Consider the following 16,383-nt stretch of genomic DNA (forward strand, 5'->3'; position numbering starts at 1 on the left):
CTTTTTTGTAACGTCTGAAAGCTGTTCGCAGCTAACCGTTCAAAGTCACGTTACAAAATAATGTTCATCAAGAACATTGCACCTAACGCATTCAATACCGAAATCGCGATCATCACCGGGATGTAGCGACCTTCAGTACCAATTGGTCCCATAATACGGCCCATGTATTGCACCTGAGAGCCCATCAAGTAGATAGCTGGCGCCAAGATAGCTATATGGTTGCCGTTCAGAATACCTTGGTCAAACAGCGTGATAACCACGCCCACCGCGCCACCCATCGACATCCACGCACCGATCAATACCGCTGCCGCTTCGCCAGGTAAACCAAATACCGCCATAATTGGAGCAAATACACTGCCCATCAAATCCAGCGCACCCGTTATCTGCAATGCCTTGATGATCACAAACGCCATCAGAACATTCGGTACCGTAGAGGTAGTCGCAATAACCCAGCCTTTCTTAGCACCTTCAACGAAAATATCAGTAACCAATGGTTTCTTTGCTTTAACTTCGCTCATTATGCTACTTCCTCTTCCTCTTCCAGTTTTTGTTCTTTGTCTGATTTTGGTTTGTCTTCTTTGCCTTCAGTAATGTTGAGGTAAATACGGAACAGATTCGCGCCGACAAACTTAAAGATAAACATCACAGCGACAGCCAAACCAATTGACGATGTCACCGCTAAAGAGCCGTCCATCGCGGTTAGAGTGAACAGCACCGCACCTGAAGAGAAAAAGTTAACGATCGCCGCACCCGCCGTAAACTGGAACATGGTGAACACATCGGTTTCACGCTTAGTCAGATGTCCTTCGTCTTTCAGCTGACGTGTCATCGCTGCGCCAGCATCGGTACTTTGCAAAGAAGCGATCAGTGCCAAGCCTGAGTTACCCGGAATACCCATCAGAGGGCGAAGCAGAGGTGTCAGTAGTTTACGAGCCGCATCCAGTGCACCGTAGTGCTCAAGTACGTTGATCATACCCAGTGCAAACATCACGGTCGGAATAAGTGTCAAAGCAAAAATGAAACCGTCGCGAGCACCACTACCGCCTTTACCACGCAGTGACGTCGTTGCCGCTTGAATACCATCGGCCGTTTCACTCACATCGTAAGCGACCTTACCGAATGAACCGTTGAGCGTTGTAAAATCGAACACTCCATACCATTCATTGGACTGCATTAAGCCTGAAAAGAACACAATCGCGAACGCGAGTGCGATATAGCTGCCGATCGTGACTTTACGATCGGTTTTGGTTGGATTAGTCATAAGGACCTCTATACATCTCGTTTATGTGGAACAGAACACGTATAGATAGTGCAAACTAATGAGCGAAAGGTTAATGACCAAAATCAAATAGCGTATCGGTTTAAATAAAAGAAGCACAGCAACATATAAAACTGTGATTTGGATTTAAAAGCAGGACCATACGCTAAATAAATTAGAATATTTCACATACAAAACTAAAAAATCTTGCTTCAACAGCGCAACCAAAAACGCACACAATCGCCACACAAGTCTGGCTTCTAGTGAGAAGTTTTTACCTAGTGCGATCTCTGATAATGCTGTAAGAGATCTCTTACATTGTTTTTCTGGTCAATTTTAATTCGATTATAATACAGAGACTTAAAAAGTGATTTTGCTTCCAGAACGCAACCGTTTTCCCTTAGTTGATTGAGTTTTGAGCCAAGCGCAAACAGTGAGCCATTTTATAAAGAATTTGAGCTTAATTCGAAATTTCAGCCCTCAGAGGTGCTATAGACTTCGCGCAGCCAATATAGAAGGAGAACGGTGATGACTATGGAAATGAGAACGCTTAAATATCAAGTAATGGGCAAAGGCATGTGGATCACTGCAACAGTATCTCGCGTAGTAGCGGACAAACTTGCGCTTGAATACCAATCCTATGGCTGGCCTGTTGAAGTATGTGCAGCAGAACAAACACTGACGTTTGATCTCAATGCTGCATAATGTTGGCAATTTCGAATAAGCTCTATCGGCACTGAGTCCGGTAGGGCTTTTTCTTTGGTCTTTAGTCTTTAGTCTTTAACTTAAGTGTGGAAGACAGTAATTTTGAGTATGTAAGACCGTATTCCGTTCACATCACAGTCTATTCCTTTCATTATAATCTATTGAATTATTAAGATATCTATCACACTGCACATGGTTATTTAGGTCTACTCTTTTACCCGTGTTAATAACTTATTAACTTCGGAGCGTAATCCATGTTAGGTATCCAGCTTTCTGCTGTTCTCTCTTTGTTACTCTTTTCTTCGGTAGCAGGTGCTGCCACTTCTCAGTTGGGAGAACCACTCAAGCTCACCAACTCATTCGCTGGCTACCTATCCCTGACCATTTTCGTTGTCGCCTACATCGTGGTGATGATGGAAGAGTACCTAAAGCTCCGAAAATCTAAGCCAGTGTTACTTGCAGCAGGACTGATCTGGATAATCATTGGTTTTATCTACCAAGAACACAACCTTGTTGAAGTCGCTAAGCAAGCACTCGAACACAACTTACTGGAATACGCTGAGCTGTTACTTTTCCTACTCGTCGCCATGACCTACATCAGCGCCATGGAAGAGAGAAGACTGTTTGATGCGCTGCAAGCGTGGATGGTGGGCAAAGGCTTTAATTTCCGCTCTCTGTTCTGGCTAACCGGTATTCTGGCCTTCTTTATCTCACCGATCGCCGACAACCTCACCACAGCTCTATTGATGTGCGCCGTGGTTCTGAAAGTCGCAGGATCTAACCCTAAATTCGTTAACCTAGCCTGTGTGAATATCGTGATAGCCGCTAACGCTGGCGGCGCGTTCAGCCCATTCGGTGACATCACAACGTTGATGGTGTGGCAGGCTGGTTATGTGAGCTTCAGTGAATTCATTCCCTTATTTATTCCTTCAGTGATGAATTACCTCGTCCCTGCAATGATCATGTCTTACTTTGTTCCCACAACCCAACCCGACACGGTGCATCAGCACGTTGAATTAAAACGCGGTGCAAGACGCATCGTGTTGTTGTTCATCATGACCATCAGCACTGCGGTTGCTTTCCATGCCGTACTCCACTTCCCTCCAGTAATGGGCATGATGATGGGGCTGGCGTATCTACAGTTCTTTGGTTATTTCTTGCGTAAGACCTTACCAAATTCACTGGCGAAGAAAAAAGCGGTGGCGATTGCCAACAATGATGGGGGGGCATTGAAGCGACTCGGTTCAGTCGTGCCCTTTGATGTATTTCGAAGAGTGTCCCATGCCGAATGGGACACTCTGCTGTTCTTCTACGGCGTGGTAATGTGTGTAGGTGGCTTGAGTCTACTGGGATACTTGGAGCTTGCCTCTGGCGTGATGTATAGCCAATGGGATCCAATTTGGGCCAACATCATGGTGGGGATCTTATCTGCGATTGTCGATAACATTCCGGTGATGTTTGCCGTGTTATCGATGGAACCTCAAATGTCGATGGGTAACTGGCTACTGATCACCTTAACCGCAGGCGTTGGCGGCAGCTTGTTATCTATTGGTAGTGCGGCAGGTGTGGCGTTAATGGGCGCGGCGCATGGCAAATACACCTTCTTTGGCCACTTGAAATGGATGCCAGTGATCATGATTGGCTATGCCGTCAGTATCGCTGCACACCTATGGCTTAATGGCGATCTTTTCTAATTCGGAGATCTTTTCTAGTTCGAACTGTCTTTCACAGGCTTATCTACAAGTGTCCAGACGTTACTCAATTGTATCGCTGGACATTGGTTGCAAGTTAGCATCTCGCCCTTCTGTTGAATGCGCATCACTAGTCTAGAGTCAGTTCGGCTGCTTCCAGAATTGAATTCAATGGTGATCAAGTCATCATCAACACGATAGGTTCGAGTCACGGAATTATCCGTTGTTTGATAAGTCACTTGCCCGGATTCAAAAAGTAGATAACTGTCATTATCTGCGTTCTCATACATACCTTTGAACAGAGCAAGCTGTGGAACCTCGAAAGGTCGGCTGGTATCAGTTAAACAACCTGTCAGCAATAATGCAGAGCTGCAGCCAGATATTAGTAAGGGGAATCTATTCATTTGGGCATCCTTGCCTAGAGAACATAGTCAAAGAATATGCAACCAAATCGATATTTCCCAGAAAGCGTTGATTTTAATGCAAAGTCATATTTTAAGAACCACTCGCCTTCACCATTAAGTAGTACGAGATATTCAGCCAGCATCTCGACAGGCTCATGGCTAAATCGCTTGCTAGTCTTGCTCTCTTCCCTCTATCACCAATAAGTGCTGTTTACGTTCTACGCCACCTGCATAACCCGTCAGTTTGCCGTTTTTACCAATCACACGGTGACACGGCACAATCACTGAAACCGGATTTTTGCCATTCGCCAAACCCACAGCACGAACGGCTTTCGGATTGCCTATCGCATCGGCCAGTTGTGCATAGCTCCAAGTCTCTCCATAAGGAATGGTCGTCAGCGCCTGCCAAACCGACTGCTGAAATGGCGTGCCCTTGGCTGCAATCGGCACAGAAAACTGAATAGCTTCGCCCGAGAAATAGCGATTAAGCTGCTCGATAGCCAATGCAAAGATCGGAAAGCTATCATCTTGAACACCCAACGGTTCCGGCTTGGTGGTATGTGTCTCGAACCAAAGGCCGAGCAAGCCTTCATCGTTCGCCTGTAACGTCACGGTTCCCAATGGGCTCTCATAGTAAGTAAAACGGTTGTCCATGATATCTCCTAGCTTAGTATTCCGATTAAGACTGATTCCAACAGTGGAACGTGGCGTAACTACCCCAAGGCGAAACACTCTCCGTGTTGATGGCGGGGCGATGCTCAATAAACTTCTTCACCACCAAGTCACCAACCAACAGATGATTAGGTTCGCTTAACCCGCGAAGCAGTGCATATTGAATAGTCCAAGGCCCAATCCCTTTTAGCTCAATCCATTTGGAAGGATGCTCAGCTTCATTGTCGACCATGTATTCGGCAAAACGCTTTAGGGTCTCTTTGCGGCTTCCCGGCATTCTCAAGAAGCTAACATCAGCGTCCGCTATCTGTTTTGGTGTTGGGAAGCTGGCTTTCTCATGTTCATCAGAAAGCTCTTTGACCAATAAGTTAAGCTGACCAATCGCCGCGGTTACCGAAACTTGCTGTCCTAGAATCGCTCTCACGCCTGCCTCCCAAGCACTCCACACGCCAGGAATACGGATACCACTCTTAGCCACCAAGTTAGGATCGATAGTCGTAAAGAACGTCTCAACCTTGGCAATATCGACATCAAGATCAAACATACGGCGGATATTCGCAATCAAGCTTCTTAATTGGCTTATATCATCCAACTCGAATTCAATATCCAAGCGGTTATCTTTGGCTAAAGTCGCCTTGAACCAACCCTTTGACCCGTTCACATTTACCGTGCGCTTATAATAATCTTCGCCAACGCCTTCTAAGCCCTCAATCATTCTTCGTCGATAAAACCTCAACAAGTGGTTCCAATCTAAGGGTCCATGAAAACCAAGCTGAATATGATTACTCTGAGTGTCACTTGGCTTCGCTCGCCTAATTTGGCTTGGCGAAAGCTGCAGCTCTTTTTGAAAGGCATCATTAAAACGGCGCGTACTATTGAAGCCACTAGCAAAGCCGACATCAGTAATGCTCATGCTACTGGTGTGCAGCAACTGCTTGGCAAACATCAATTGACTGTACAGACTATATTGCTTGGGTGACACGCCGATGTAATTGTCGAATAAGGTTCGTAAATAACGATCTGAAATACCTAACCGCGTTGCAAGGTCGACGATAGATCCTGAATTCAGAGCGCCATTATCAATCAACTGCATCGCACGTAAGAAAGTGGTTTCGACGCCCTTCCAAGCCGGCGAAAAAGGTGCGCTGTCTGGTCGACAACGTAAACAAGGACGATATCCCGCTTTCAATGCTTGAGCTTGATGGGAAAAATATTCGACGTTTTCTTCTTTGGGTGGTGTGGCTGGGCAAATCGGGCGACAAAAAATTCCTGTCGTTTTCACCGCTGTAAAAAACATCCCATCAAAGCGAGCATCTCGTGCATATCGAGCCAAATGGCACTGCTCACTGGTTAAGCTGCTGTTGTGATTGATCTTTTTCGACATGCCGTACTCTTCCCACTTACCATAGCGTTTGATCCGATACCTAAAAGTTTACCGTGAACCACCATTGTCGCTAGCCACTTTCGGAAGCGAAGGTCAGATAAATCACAAAAAAGGGTTTTAATTTTATTCAATTCGACTAAATTTAACCTAGAGAGGGCATTCTTCTCACAACGTCAACGATCGGTACTTAGCACGCCAAGATGCAGAGACCTATCGAATATAAAAAGGAAAAGGCTATGGTTCTACACACATGTCGTATTGTTTTATCAAATCAACAGGTTCTCACCAGTCAATCAGTCGAGCAGTCTCTAAGCTTTCTTGAAGACAAAGCGGACAACGGGATTTCTATGATCGAGATTGACGCAACGGATGGCAATCAAATCCATTCGTACATGTCACACTCTCTTGAAGAGTCTATTGAGAATCTAATGAACCTATAGGGCTTTTAATAAAGGCTACACATACCAGGCCTAAACGATATTTATGGAATTAGAAACGATCTCTAGTTCCGAAAAGAAGTACATTTCTGGTTTAAAACAAAAATGGCTCCCAACTATACAATTAGTTGGGAGCCATTTTTTATTGAATCTAATCAGCAAAGCCACTGCTTACCGCGAATGCCGTTACTCAGGTGCTTGTTCAGCGGCTTGCTGCAATGTGTAAGCCGTCGATGGGTCAATCTCATTAACCAACTTCTCAACCTGCATGATCGCATCAACCGAGGTACTGCTTTTACGGTAGCTCAGATAAATTGGGAGATACCAGTCTTCAACCCCTTTCACCTTGTGCAGCTGACCCGAATCGATAAAAGGTTCGACTAGAGACACCGGAAGATACGCACTGCCGCCTTTCTCTAAAATGAAATCGAGGGCGATACGGGCTGTAGAGGTACGTAGGTACGGTGCTGGCACTTTAGGGTGACGTTCTGCGTGTTCAGAACCAAAGCGCGTTCCCCAATCCACATAAACATACTTATGTTGAAATACAGATTCCAGATCATCTTGCTGCGTTGATACCAACACCAAAACCAAGTCAGCGACTTTTTTACAGTTCAGCTCTTCTGCTTTGATCTGATCGAACGCGAAAGCCATATCTAAGGTTCGTTCTAACAAATTACGGTTCAGTTGCTCGCGCCCCATCACCTCTGCCATAAAGCCGTAACCACCAAAAGAGTCGGTTACCACACTTAAACAGTTTTGCAGATACGCATCCCAAATATTCGGCGTGCCGCCCAGCGTTAACTGCAAGGCTTTACCACTCTCTAACGACAGCTCAAATTTGGCTTGTTGTAGGGTGGACACCATCACTTCGGCATAACCAATCAAACGTTCACCGGAAGATGTGAGTTTGATGTTATTGCGGTCACGAATGAAGAGCTGAGTATCAAAATAGCCTTCAAGCTGTTTGATCCGCGCACTCACCGCCGCTTGTGTTAAATACAAGTTTTCAGCTGCACGCCCAAAATGGCGCACCCTTGCAACCTCAAGAAAGGTTCTAAATACTTTCACATCCATCAAATACATCTCTGTAATAAATCTGCTAACTAGCCGATCTAGGATTGTTTATCGTAAAGGCAAAAACATTTTGTTTCCTATTTTAGCCTTTTAACAATATTTTCGCGTGAGCAATAAACACTAATTTCTATCTAACCACATTACTGAGGCTGATATGTCTGAGACCGAATTCCGACACGGAAAAAAACGTTTTTATGACACCATTAAATTCCCGAGAGGGTTCGCTAAGTCGGGTGATTTTACTCTTTCAGAAGAGGAAATCCTAACCTTGTTTGGTGACACTATGCTTGCACTTGAAACTGGTGAACTAGCACCAATCAATGCAGAAGAAAAACACTTCATTAAAGTGTTGTCTCACCCTCATAAGGCAAAGTCCAAGTTAGAGCGTGTTTGGTTGAAGTACATTCAACTGGCTCGTGGACGCCGTCGCTTTCACACCCTAAACGGCTGCAAACGCGGCGACGTATCTAGGGAAGAATACGAAAGTGAGTTAGTGTTAGAAGATTAGTAAAATCGCTCAAAGTGATACCTCATCACTTTGGGCTTTTTTTTGCCTTCAAACACACATCTTCTTTGTAATTGGTAAGTTTAGCCAACCTATCCATTCTTACCAATATTTATATACAATTCATAGCGATAGCGTGACTAAAACACAGCTCTCGTTCAATCTTATGGGTATTCATCCCACTGAGATTCATCGTTCTTCATCCTGCCCCTGTCTTTTATCACGATAGCGCTCCATTGCCATCATTATTTTTCTAGTTTCAACTATACGCTCAACGCTTGTTTATACTCGAAACACGTTAATGCACCAAAATTCGTCAATGGTTCGAGCGATGCCATTATTGCAATAATCGTATCAAGGCATAGAAACACACCAACCCTTTCAGGTGCTGAATTAGATCAACATTGCTGTATATGACAAACGTATTAATCTTGTTTAACGCCACCAAATATCCATACAATAATTGTGCAATTTTGAGAGTTCCAGTCACAGTTACGACGAAAAAAGCAAAAACTTGACCTAAAACAATAGCGGAACTGGATAACTTATTTTATAATGCGAATTAATGTTTCAGAACACTATAAAATTTTATTTCTAGGGGCAAAATCAATGAGACTTATTCCATTAAGCAACAAAGCTAAAGTAGGTAAATGGGCTGCTCGTCATATCGCAGATTCAATCAACAAGTTCGCTCCAACGGCTGAGCGTCCATTTGTACTAGGTCTTCCTACTGGTAGCACACCTCTAACTACTTACGCTGAGCTAATTGAACTTTACAAAGCTGGCGAAGTTAGCTTCAAGCACGTTGTAACATTCAACATGGATGAGTACGTTGGCATCGACCCTAACCACCCAGAGTCTTACCGCACATTCATGCACGAGAACTTCTTCAACCACGTTGATATCCAAGCAGAAAACATCAACCTGCTAGACGGCAAAGCTGAAGATATCGATGCTCACTGTGCAGCATACGAAGAGACAATCCGTTCATACGGCAAAATCAACCTGTTCATGGGCGGCGTAGGCATCGACGGTCACATCGCATTCAACGAACCAGGTTCTTCTCTATCTTCACGCACTCGTATCAAAACGTTGACTGAAGACACTCGTATCGCGAACTCTCGTTTCTTCGATGGCGACATCAACCAAGTTCCTAAATACGCACTAACTATCGGTGTTGCGACTCTTCTAGATGCAGAAGAAGTGATGATCCTTTCTCTAGGCCACAACAAAGCTCAAGCGCTTCAAATGGCTATCGAAGGTTCTGTAAACCACATGTGGACTGTTACAGCTCTACAGATGCACCGTAAAGCTATCATCGTTGCTGATGAGCCAGCTCAACAAGAGCTAAAAGTTAAGACTCTACGCTACTTCCAAGAGCTAGAAGCTGAGAACATCCAAGACCTATAATTCCTATAGTCTTGAATAGCAGGGCGTTTTTATAAAGAGAGCGTCTTGAATAGAAAAAGCCACTGAATGTGGCTTTTTTTGTGCCTGCTGCTTTTGTATTTAATGGGAAGATATTTCGGATATTTTTTAGAAGCACAAAAACAACAAAGCGATTTCTCCAACGAGAGAAACCGCCATCATTTTAATCTTTGTATTGAAACGAACGAACAGCTACAAGTTATGTAGGATGTGAAACAAGATAAGCAGAGCTGCAAACTAGAGCTAAGAGCTCAGCGCGTTATCTCGGCATAGGGTAGTGATAATGTCAGTGATAGCTAATACGATCGTCGACTTCACCTTTTGATTATGTCGCCCCAAGAACATTTCAAGCATTGGGCCAGACATCGTTTCCACCATCTCCGCGTCATATTCGATAGGCATAATACGCTGAATCGCGTGCACCTTGTTGAGCTCAAATATCACATCAACTTCTGTAAAGCTGGTGTCTTCACCCTGTATTTTCGCCCACTCTTTCAAGGTAACGAAAACCTCTAGATCGTCGTAGAGTTCTTTACTGATCACGCCAAGTCCGAGTAGCAACTTAGCACGAATCATGATCTCGCCTAACGGCCCACCACTGTTGAGAAGTGGCTCGACAACGAACTTAATTGCAGTGTCGTCTTTCTTAAAGATGTTTTTTAATACGGCATCTACCGTGTCGTCCAATGCATCATAAGCAGCCATTAGGCAGGCGCTAGCACTCTCAGCTTCCGAAAGGGCTTCGAGTAATTCAGTTTCATGGCTTGTTTGTATTGGCATAACGGCTCGACAATAAGAAAGTGCCACTGGTGTGGCACTTTGATGGTTTATCATTTCAATGCTAGATAAGCTTCTTCCGCTAGTTTAACAACTTCTGAGTCACTATTCAGCTCAGAATAATGCGCTAATGTCTCAGCAAAGCCTTTTTCTGCGAACATTGCTTGAAGTTCAACCGCTTGTGGGTCGTCTTCGTTCTTGTAATGGAACGCAGCAGCGATTGCTTTTACTAGGTGAGCATTCGGTAGGCCGTACTCTAATGTACCGTTTAGAGGCTTAACTAGGCGGTCTTGCGGGCTCAGTTTACGAATTGGCTGACGACCAACGCGGTCTACTTCATCACGTAGGAACGGGTTAGCAAAACGACCTAGAATCTTTTGGATGTAAGCAGCGTGTGCTTCTGGATCAAAGCCGTAACGCTTAATCAGAACCGCACCACTCTCTTCCATCGTCGCTGTTACTTCAGCGCGGATTACGTCATCTTCGATAGAGTCTTTAATAGTCTCATGACCTGCAAGCACACCAAGGTATGCCGTTACCAAGTGACCTGTGTTTAGCGTGAACAGTTTACGCTCAACGAAAGCCATTAGGTTATCAGTGCATTCCATTCCTGGGATGTTTGGAATCTCACCTTTGAATTGTGTTTGATCTACGATCCACTCGCTGAACGTTTCAACCGTTACCGCTAGAGGATCTGTTTCGCCCGCTTCTGCCGGTGGAACAATACGGTCAACCGCAGAATCAACAAAGCCAATGTGCTCTTCAGTGAACGCTTTCATTTCATCAGAAAGGTGCTCTAACACGGCTGCTTTTAATTGGCTAGTACCGCGAACCATGTTCTCTGCCGCGATGATGTTCATTGGTGCAGTGTTGTTTGCTGCTGCACGCTTTTCAATGCCTTGAGCGATAGACTTAGAGATGATTTTAAGAACCGTAGGGCCCACTGCAGTCGTCACAAGATCAGACTCAGCAATGCAATCTACTACTGCGCTTGTCGCTGAGTTTACTGCTGTCACGTTCTTAACAACTTCGACAACACACTCTTCGCCAACAATCTTAACTGGGTATTCTTGGCGTTCAATTAACGCATTTACAACCGTTTCATTTACGTCAGCAAACGTAACCTTCATACCAGCATCAGAAAGAAGCTTACCAATGAAACCACGACCGATATTACCTGCACCAAAATGTAACGCTTTCATAATTTTGACCTTATAAATATTTGAATCTAGATAGCTAACTGCTCAACAACATGCCTTGACGATGTGCCCTAGGCATTAAGCAGTAAGCTATTCAGACTGAATCTTGTTAGAAAGATTAAGACCGAAAATGAGGCCAGTAGGGGGATACCGGCCTCCTTCACTCAGGAGCTTGACTAGAGCTTTTTAGTTTCCGTTGAGAATACGTAGAACATCAGCAGGGTTTGTTGTGTTCTGTAGGCATTCCACAGCTTCTTCATCATCGAGTGAATTGGTAATAGCCATCAGCACCATGTTGTGCTCATCGCCTTGTGCGGCAATACCGATAACCATCTTCGCGATATCATCTTCATCTTCGCCCCACTGAATACCTTCAGGGTACTGACAGAAAACGATGCCGGTTTTTTGTACGTACTGTTTCGCTTCGATTGTGCCGTGTGGTACTGCGATAGACTCACCTAGGTAAGTAGACACAAGCTCTTCACGAGCAAACATGCCATCTACATATTCTGGTGATACGTTGCCAAGTTTTACTAATTGTTCGCCAGCAAACTTGATTGCGTCTTCTTTTTGAGTCGCTTTAAGGCCAAGGAAGATGCTGTCGTCAGTGAGTGCAAGCTTGTTGCTTTCTTGCGCTGGAGCTGCTGCAGGTGCCGGAGCTTCTACTTTCGCTTCACCACTTTGAGCATCGACAAGCTCAGCAACTAGTTGGTCGTATACGCCGCCGTCTAGGAAGTTGCTTAGAGACATATGCATCGCACCTGGCACAGTGCTACGAGCACGGTCTGTTAGGTCTTTATGCGTAATAACGATTTGCGAATCAGCCGGTAGGTTGTTGATTGCGTAGTTGGTTACTTCAATGTCTAGGCCAGCTGTTGCTACTTTCTTACGTAGTAGACCTGCACCCATTGCACTTGAACCCATACCCGCATCACACGCTACATAAACTGCTTTTACATCCGCTAGGTTTACGTTTGCTTCTGCTGCTGCACCTTTAGAAGACGCTTTCATGTCTTTCATTTGTGCAGAAGCTTTCTCTAGTGAATCTTCCTCATCATCTTGCGCTGATGTTTTAAGAAGGATTGACGCTACAACAAACGATACTGCCGTTGCTGCGATAACAGATAGAATCACGCCGATGTAAGAGCCTTTTGGCGTCATCAGTAAGACTGCGAAGATAGAACCTGGAGATGCTGGAGAGATAAGGCCAGAATCGAACATTACGTTAGTGAATACACCCGCCATACCACCTGCGATTACCGCAAGAATTAGACGTGGGTTCATTAGAACGTAAGGGAAGTAAATTTCGTGGATACCCCCTAGGAAGTGGATGATAGATGCACCAGCAGCAGATTGCTTCGCGCTACCTTTACCAAACACCATGTAAGCAAGTAGAAGACCAAAACCAGGACCTGGGTTTGCTTCGATTAAGAAGAAGATTGAACGACCAATCTCTTCAGATTGCTGGATACCTAGTGGAGAGAAGATACCGTGGTTGATTGCGTTATTTAGGAATAGAATTTTCGCAGGTTCAACAAAAATAGATGCTAGAGGTAATGCACCTGCTTCTACCATTGCGTTTACGCCAGCAGCAAGTCCGCCAGATAGAATCTTAACCGCAGGACCAATCACGATGAACGCGATGATCGCACAGATCATGCCGATGATACCCGCAGAGAAGTTATTCACTAGCATTTCGAAACCACTCTTCACTTTACCGTGAACAGCTTCATCGAATTTTTTAATTGCGATACCACCTAGTGGACCCACAATCATTGCACCCATGAACATTGGGATATCAGTACCAACGATAACACCCATTGTCGTGATGGCACCTACTACCGCACCGCGGTCACCACCAACCATTTTACCACCGGTGTAACCAATCAATAGTGGCAATAGGTATGTAATCATAGGGCCAACCATTGATGCTAACGTTTCGTTAGGCCACCAACCGGTTGGGATGAATAGTGCAGTAATGAAACCCCACGCAATAAATGCGCCGATGTTTGGCATTACCATATTGGATAAGAAACGACCAAAGTTTTGAACCTTAATCTTTGCTTCTGGTGATAACATAGGTAGAACCCCGTAATGTATTGGTTGGTCAAATGACCGAAAGTGTGTACTCAAAAGTCGATTAAAATGTATCACAACATTTCTAAAATGCACCTTAGCCCAACTTTCGTGACAACCATCACACACGAAAAACACTTTAGGGTTAACAAGAGCACTTTAGATCACAAAAATACCATGAATTAAAATTACAAAGCCAAATTAATGAGAATAAATATCATTAACGCAAGATCTAGATCACGCTTTATCTTGTAATACTTAAAAATAAATAGTGATCAAAATCACACTTAATAAAATATAGCATCTAAGATCTATATAAACCGTATAAAAGAACATCGTGTCACGTATAGAAAATATGCACCCAGATGAGCAGAATCGCTAATCATGTAATTTAATTACAGAAAGAACCACATTTCCCACAAAATCAAAATCAGACATGACTTTCTACTAAAAACATAGACCAGTGAGCAGCAGTTGGCATTAGTAGATGTGATATGGTACTCGCCTGTGCTATCACATCATGTATCTCACCAAAACCCATCAGCGGATCACTCTGCTATTTGAGAAAAGACTATGTCAGACAAAATTTCCACATCCGCACTCGCTAAACAAAAAGGCATAGAAGCTAAAACTTTATTTAGCGATCTAAAAACAGCGGGTTATATCGTGCGCTCACAAGAGCGTTGGATTCTCACAGAACGGGGAGAAAGCTTTGGTGGGGAATATGTCGAACACAAGAAGTTTGGTGTCTTTATTGTCTGGCCAGAGAAACTGCTTATCGATTTGGACTCATTCTCAGGAAAAACACTCACCGCCACCCAGCTTGGCAGTGCCTTTCAACTCAGCGCAAAGAAAATCAACTTACTGCTCAACGAGCTTGGTTGGATAACAAAAGAAGAAGACGGTTGGCATGTCACCTCTACAGGCTTAAAAGCCGGAGGTGAACAAAGAGAAGACAAAGCGACTCAAAACTTATTCGTGGTATGGCACGACTCATTGGTTCGCAATAAACGTTTAAAGCAGTCTGTTGTTGAATTCCTAGGGCATGATGCTGAAAGCCACTCGACCGATGTGTCATTCTCCAGTTTTCGTCAGAAATTTGAGGCGAAGCACCGAAGCTTAGACGGGCATTATGTTCGATCAAAGGGAGAGCTGATCATTGATAACTGGCTTTATATGGCAGGAGTGGTCCATGCGTACGAGCGTCCGCTTCCGATATCAAAAGAAGTGATCAGCGATTTTTATCTACCAAGTGGCAAAGTATACATCCAGTTCTGGGGAACTGATTCTGCGCCAATCGCCGAAAATAAACGTGAAGCTACGAGAAAAATCTATGAAGAGCATGGTTTTGGTTTAATCGAAATCACGCCAGAAGATATCCCCAACCTAGACAGCGTACTTCCGCCATTATTGCGCCAATATGGTATCAAAGCGTACTAAGCTACTGAATCTAGAGATTCCACCTCCATTAAGATCACACTTATTGAATCATTATGGACATTACTAACCATAGTGATTTGATATGTTCGCTATTTTTCCCGAGTCATTCTTCTATTATCTTACACCCATCGACTTGAGCTACCGCAGATACTCGATTTATTGGGGCATGTTCGATAACTATTTAGACGTTCAATCTATTGAGATTCGTTTAAATTGGTTATCCGTTTATTGTTGACGTAACTGAACATAAAACCCTACAACATTTATTATTGATAGATATTAGGATTCAACATGACTCATCCAATCATTACTGATCTAAACACTCGTTACACAGCTAAAAAATACGATGCCGACAAACGCATCTCTGCGGAAGACATGGAAGTAATCAAAGAAGCACTTCGTTTATCAGCTTCTTCTATCAACTCTCAGCCTTGGAAATTCATCATCATTGAGAGCGACGCAGCAAAACAACGTTTCCACAATACTTTCGAGAACATGTTCCAGTTTAACCAACCACATGCGAAAGAAGCGTCACACACGATCCTGTTTGCTCACGATCCTAAATACACTAAAGAGAAATTCGCGAAGCGTGCTGATACAGAAGTAAGTTCTGGTCACCTACCTGCTGAAATGTACGAGCAATTCTTAGGTGCTTACGCATTCGCAGAAATGAACACAGACGAAACGGGTTTCAACGGTAACTGGACTAAGTCTCAAGTGTACATCGCACTAGGTAACACAATGCACACACTGGCTCGTCTTGGTATTGCATCAACACCAATGGAAGGCGTAGATGCCGCTATGATCGGCGAAGAGTTTGCTGACGAACTGGAAGGTCACGTTGTTGATGTAGCACTGGCTATCGGCTTCCACAAAGACGGCGAAGACTACAACCACGGTAAACCAAAAGCGCGTCTAGCGCTTGATGAAGTGGTTACAACACTTTAGGGCGTGTTGACCTTTCGTGGTTAAATTTTGTTCGGATGGGGACGCCTAGTCAAAAGCGTTTTAATCGCGGTGAGGGAGAAGTAGCCTAGTCATTCTAAGCAAACCTCCCTCAACAAAGAGTAAAACGCTTTTTGCGGGGGCGCCCAGCTCGAACCCTTCGGGCAGCGTTTGCTCGTCATTTCTACTGCGTTATCGGCTTCTCATGTAGGCTAGCTACACATCGATGCCTCTGCCTTGTATAAATACCCAGCAACTCACTGCAAAAATCAGCTCGAAAGATCAACACGCCCTAGTTATTGATGTGACAGAGCCCTAACCGCAGGGGTATCAGGCAAGAAAACCTCGATAAACAAGAACAAAAAAAGCCAGTCAACAGACTGGC

The 16,383-nt window shown here is 44.3% G+C and carries 16 protein-coding genes; 7 read left to right on the forward strand and 9 right to left on the reverse strand.

Features of this window, described 5'->3' with window-relative positions; genetic code table 11:
- Nucleotides 1-50 precede the first annotated feature (50 nt).
- Nucleotides 51-518: a YjiG family protein gene (locus AB4482_RS19975; RefSeq protein WP_372181494.1), complete on the reverse strand. Its 468-nt coding sequence runs from the start codon at nt 516-518 to the stop codon at nt 51-53.
- The gene (locus AB4482_RS19980; RefSeq protein ID WP_372181495.1) at nt 518-1,261 is read right to left on the reverse strand and encodes a nucleoside recognition domain-containing protein; all 744 of its coding nucleotides are present in this window, start codon (nt 1,259-1,261) and stop codon (nt 518-520) included. The genes AB4482_RS19975 and AB4482_RS19980 overlap by 1 nt, the downstream gene beginning before the upstream one ends.
- A 525-nt stretch (nt 1,262-1,786) precedes the next feature.
- Here AB4482_RS19980 and AB4482_RS19985 point away from each other — a divergent pair.
- Together AB4482_RS19985 and nhaD are read left to right on the forward strand one after the other, a co-directional pair.
- On the forward strand, nt 1,787-1,963 hold the full coding sequence (locus tag AB4482_RS19985; RefSeq protein ID WP_017061524.1) for a hypothetical protein: 177 nt from the start codon (nt 1,787-1,789) through the stop codon (nt 1,961-1,963).
- Nucleotides 1,964-2,217: 254 nt separating this feature from the next.
- A complete protein-coding gene (nhaD, locus tag AB4482_RS19990; protein ID WP_372181496.1) occupies nt 2,218-3,657 on the forward strand; it encodes a sodium:proton antiporter NhaD in 1,440 nt (479 codons plus the stop codon).
- Between the two features lie 14 nt (nt 3,658-3,671).
- On the opposite strand, the gene AB4482_RS19995 is transcribed toward nhaD, so the two are convergent.
- From AB4482_RS19995 to AB4482_RS20005, 3 genes are all read right to left on the reverse strand, one after another.
- Entirely contained in the window at nt 3,672-4,058 is a 387-nt protein-coding gene (locus tag AB4482_RS19995) for a hypothetical protein (RefSeq protein WP_017061522.1), read from the reverse strand.
- Between the two features lie 171 nt (nt 4,059-4,229).
- On the reverse strand, nt 4,230-4,712 hold the full coding sequence (locus tag AB4482_RS20000) for a methylated-DNA--[protein]-cysteine S-methyltransferase (protein WP_017061521.1): 483 nt from the start codon (nt 4,710-4,712) through the stop codon (nt 4,230-4,232).
- A gap of 25 nt (nt 4,713-4,737) precedes the next feature.
- Nucleotides 4,738-6,114: an AlkA N-terminal domain-containing protein gene (locus AB4482_RS20005; RefSeq protein WP_017061520.1), complete on the reverse strand. Its 1,377-nt coding sequence runs from the start codon at nt 6,112-6,114 to the stop codon at nt 4,738-4,740.
- Between the two features lie 236 nt (nt 6,115-6,350).
- Here AB4482_RS20005 and AB4482_RS20010 point away from each other — a divergent pair, with 236 nt between their 5' ends.
- On the forward strand, nt 6,351-6,554 hold the full coding sequence (locus AB4482_RS20010; protein WP_017061519.1) for a hypothetical protein: 204 nt from the start codon (nt 6,351-6,353) through the stop codon (nt 6,552-6,554).
- Nucleotides 6,555-6,737: 183 nt separating this feature from the next.
- Here AB4482_RS20010 and AB4482_RS20015 read toward each other — a convergent pair whose 3' ends face one another.
- Nucleotides 6,738-7,628 carry a LysR family transcriptional regulator gene (locus AB4482_RS20015; RefSeq protein WP_017061518.1) on the reverse strand — a complete coding sequence of 297 codons (891 nt, stop codon included), beginning with the start codon at nt 7,626-7,628 and terminating at the stop codon, nt 6,738-6,740.
- Between the two features lie 154 nt (nt 7,629-7,782).
- Here AB4482_RS20015 and AB4482_RS20020 point away from each other — a divergent pair, with 154 nt between their 5' ends.
- Both AB4482_RS20020 and nagB read left to right on the forward strand, forming a co-directional pair.
- Nucleotides 7,783-8,136, forward strand: a complete 354-nt coding sequence (locus AB4482_RS20020; protein WP_017061517.1) for a DUF413 domain-containing protein — start codon at nt 7,783-7,785, stop codon at nt 8,134-8,136.
- 606 nt (nt 8,137-8,742) lie between these two features.
- Entirely contained in the window at nt 8,743-9,543 is an 801-nt protein-coding gene (gene nagB / locus AB4482_RS20025) for a glucosamine-6-phosphate deaminase (protein ID WP_372181498.1), read from the forward strand.
- Nucleotides 9,544-9,804: 261 nt separating this feature from the next.
- Here the strand turns inward: nagB and AB4482_RS20030 are convergent, their stop codons facing one another.
- The 3 genes from AB4482_RS20030 to AB4482_RS20040 all read right to left on the reverse strand — a co-directional run bounded on the left by AB4482_RS20030 (nt 9,805) and on the right by AB4482_RS20040 (nt 13,616).
- The gene (locus AB4482_RS20030) at nt 9,805-10,341 is read right to left on the reverse strand and encodes an MltR family transcriptional regulator (RefSeq protein WP_198592367.1); all 537 of its coding nucleotides are present in this window, start codon (nt 10,339-10,341) and stop codon (nt 9,805-9,807) included.
- Nucleotides 10,342-10,391: 50 nt separating this feature from the next.
- Nucleotides 10,392-11,540, reverse strand: coding sequence for a mannitol-1-phosphate 5-dehydrogenase (locus AB4482_RS20035; protein ID WP_009846102.1), 1,149 nt, complete (start codon nt 11,538-11,540; stop codon nt 10,392-10,394).
- 183 nt (nt 11,541-11,723) lie between these two features.
- Nucleotides 11,724-13,616: a PTS mannitol transporter subunit IICBA gene (locus tag AB4482_RS20040; RefSeq protein WP_372181500.1), complete on the reverse strand. Its 1,893-nt coding sequence runs from the start codon at nt 13,614-13,616 to the stop codon at nt 11,724-11,726.
- A 570-nt stretch (nt 13,617-14,186) separates the two neighbouring features.
- Between AB4482_RS20040 and AB4482_RS20045 the strand changes: the two genes are divergently transcribed.
- The gene (locus AB4482_RS20045) at nt 14,187-15,053 is read left to right on the forward strand and encodes a hypothetical protein (protein WP_017061512.1); all 867 of its coding nucleotides are present in this window, start codon (nt 14,187-14,189) and stop codon (nt 15,051-15,053) included.
- 291 nt (nt 15,054-15,344) lie between these two features.
- Nucleotides 15,345-16,001, forward strand: a complete 657-nt coding sequence (locus AB4482_RS20050) for an NAD(P)H-dependent oxidoreductase (protein WP_017077057.1) — start codon at nt 15,345-15,347, stop codon at nt 15,999-16,001.
- Nucleotides 16,002-16,383 lie beyond the last annotated feature (382 nt).

This window comes from Vibrio sp. 10N.222.55.C7, assembly GCF_041473335.1.
GTDB lineage: Bacteria > Pseudomonadota > Gammaproteobacteria > Enterobacterales > Vibrionaceae > Vibrio > Vibrio crassostreae_C.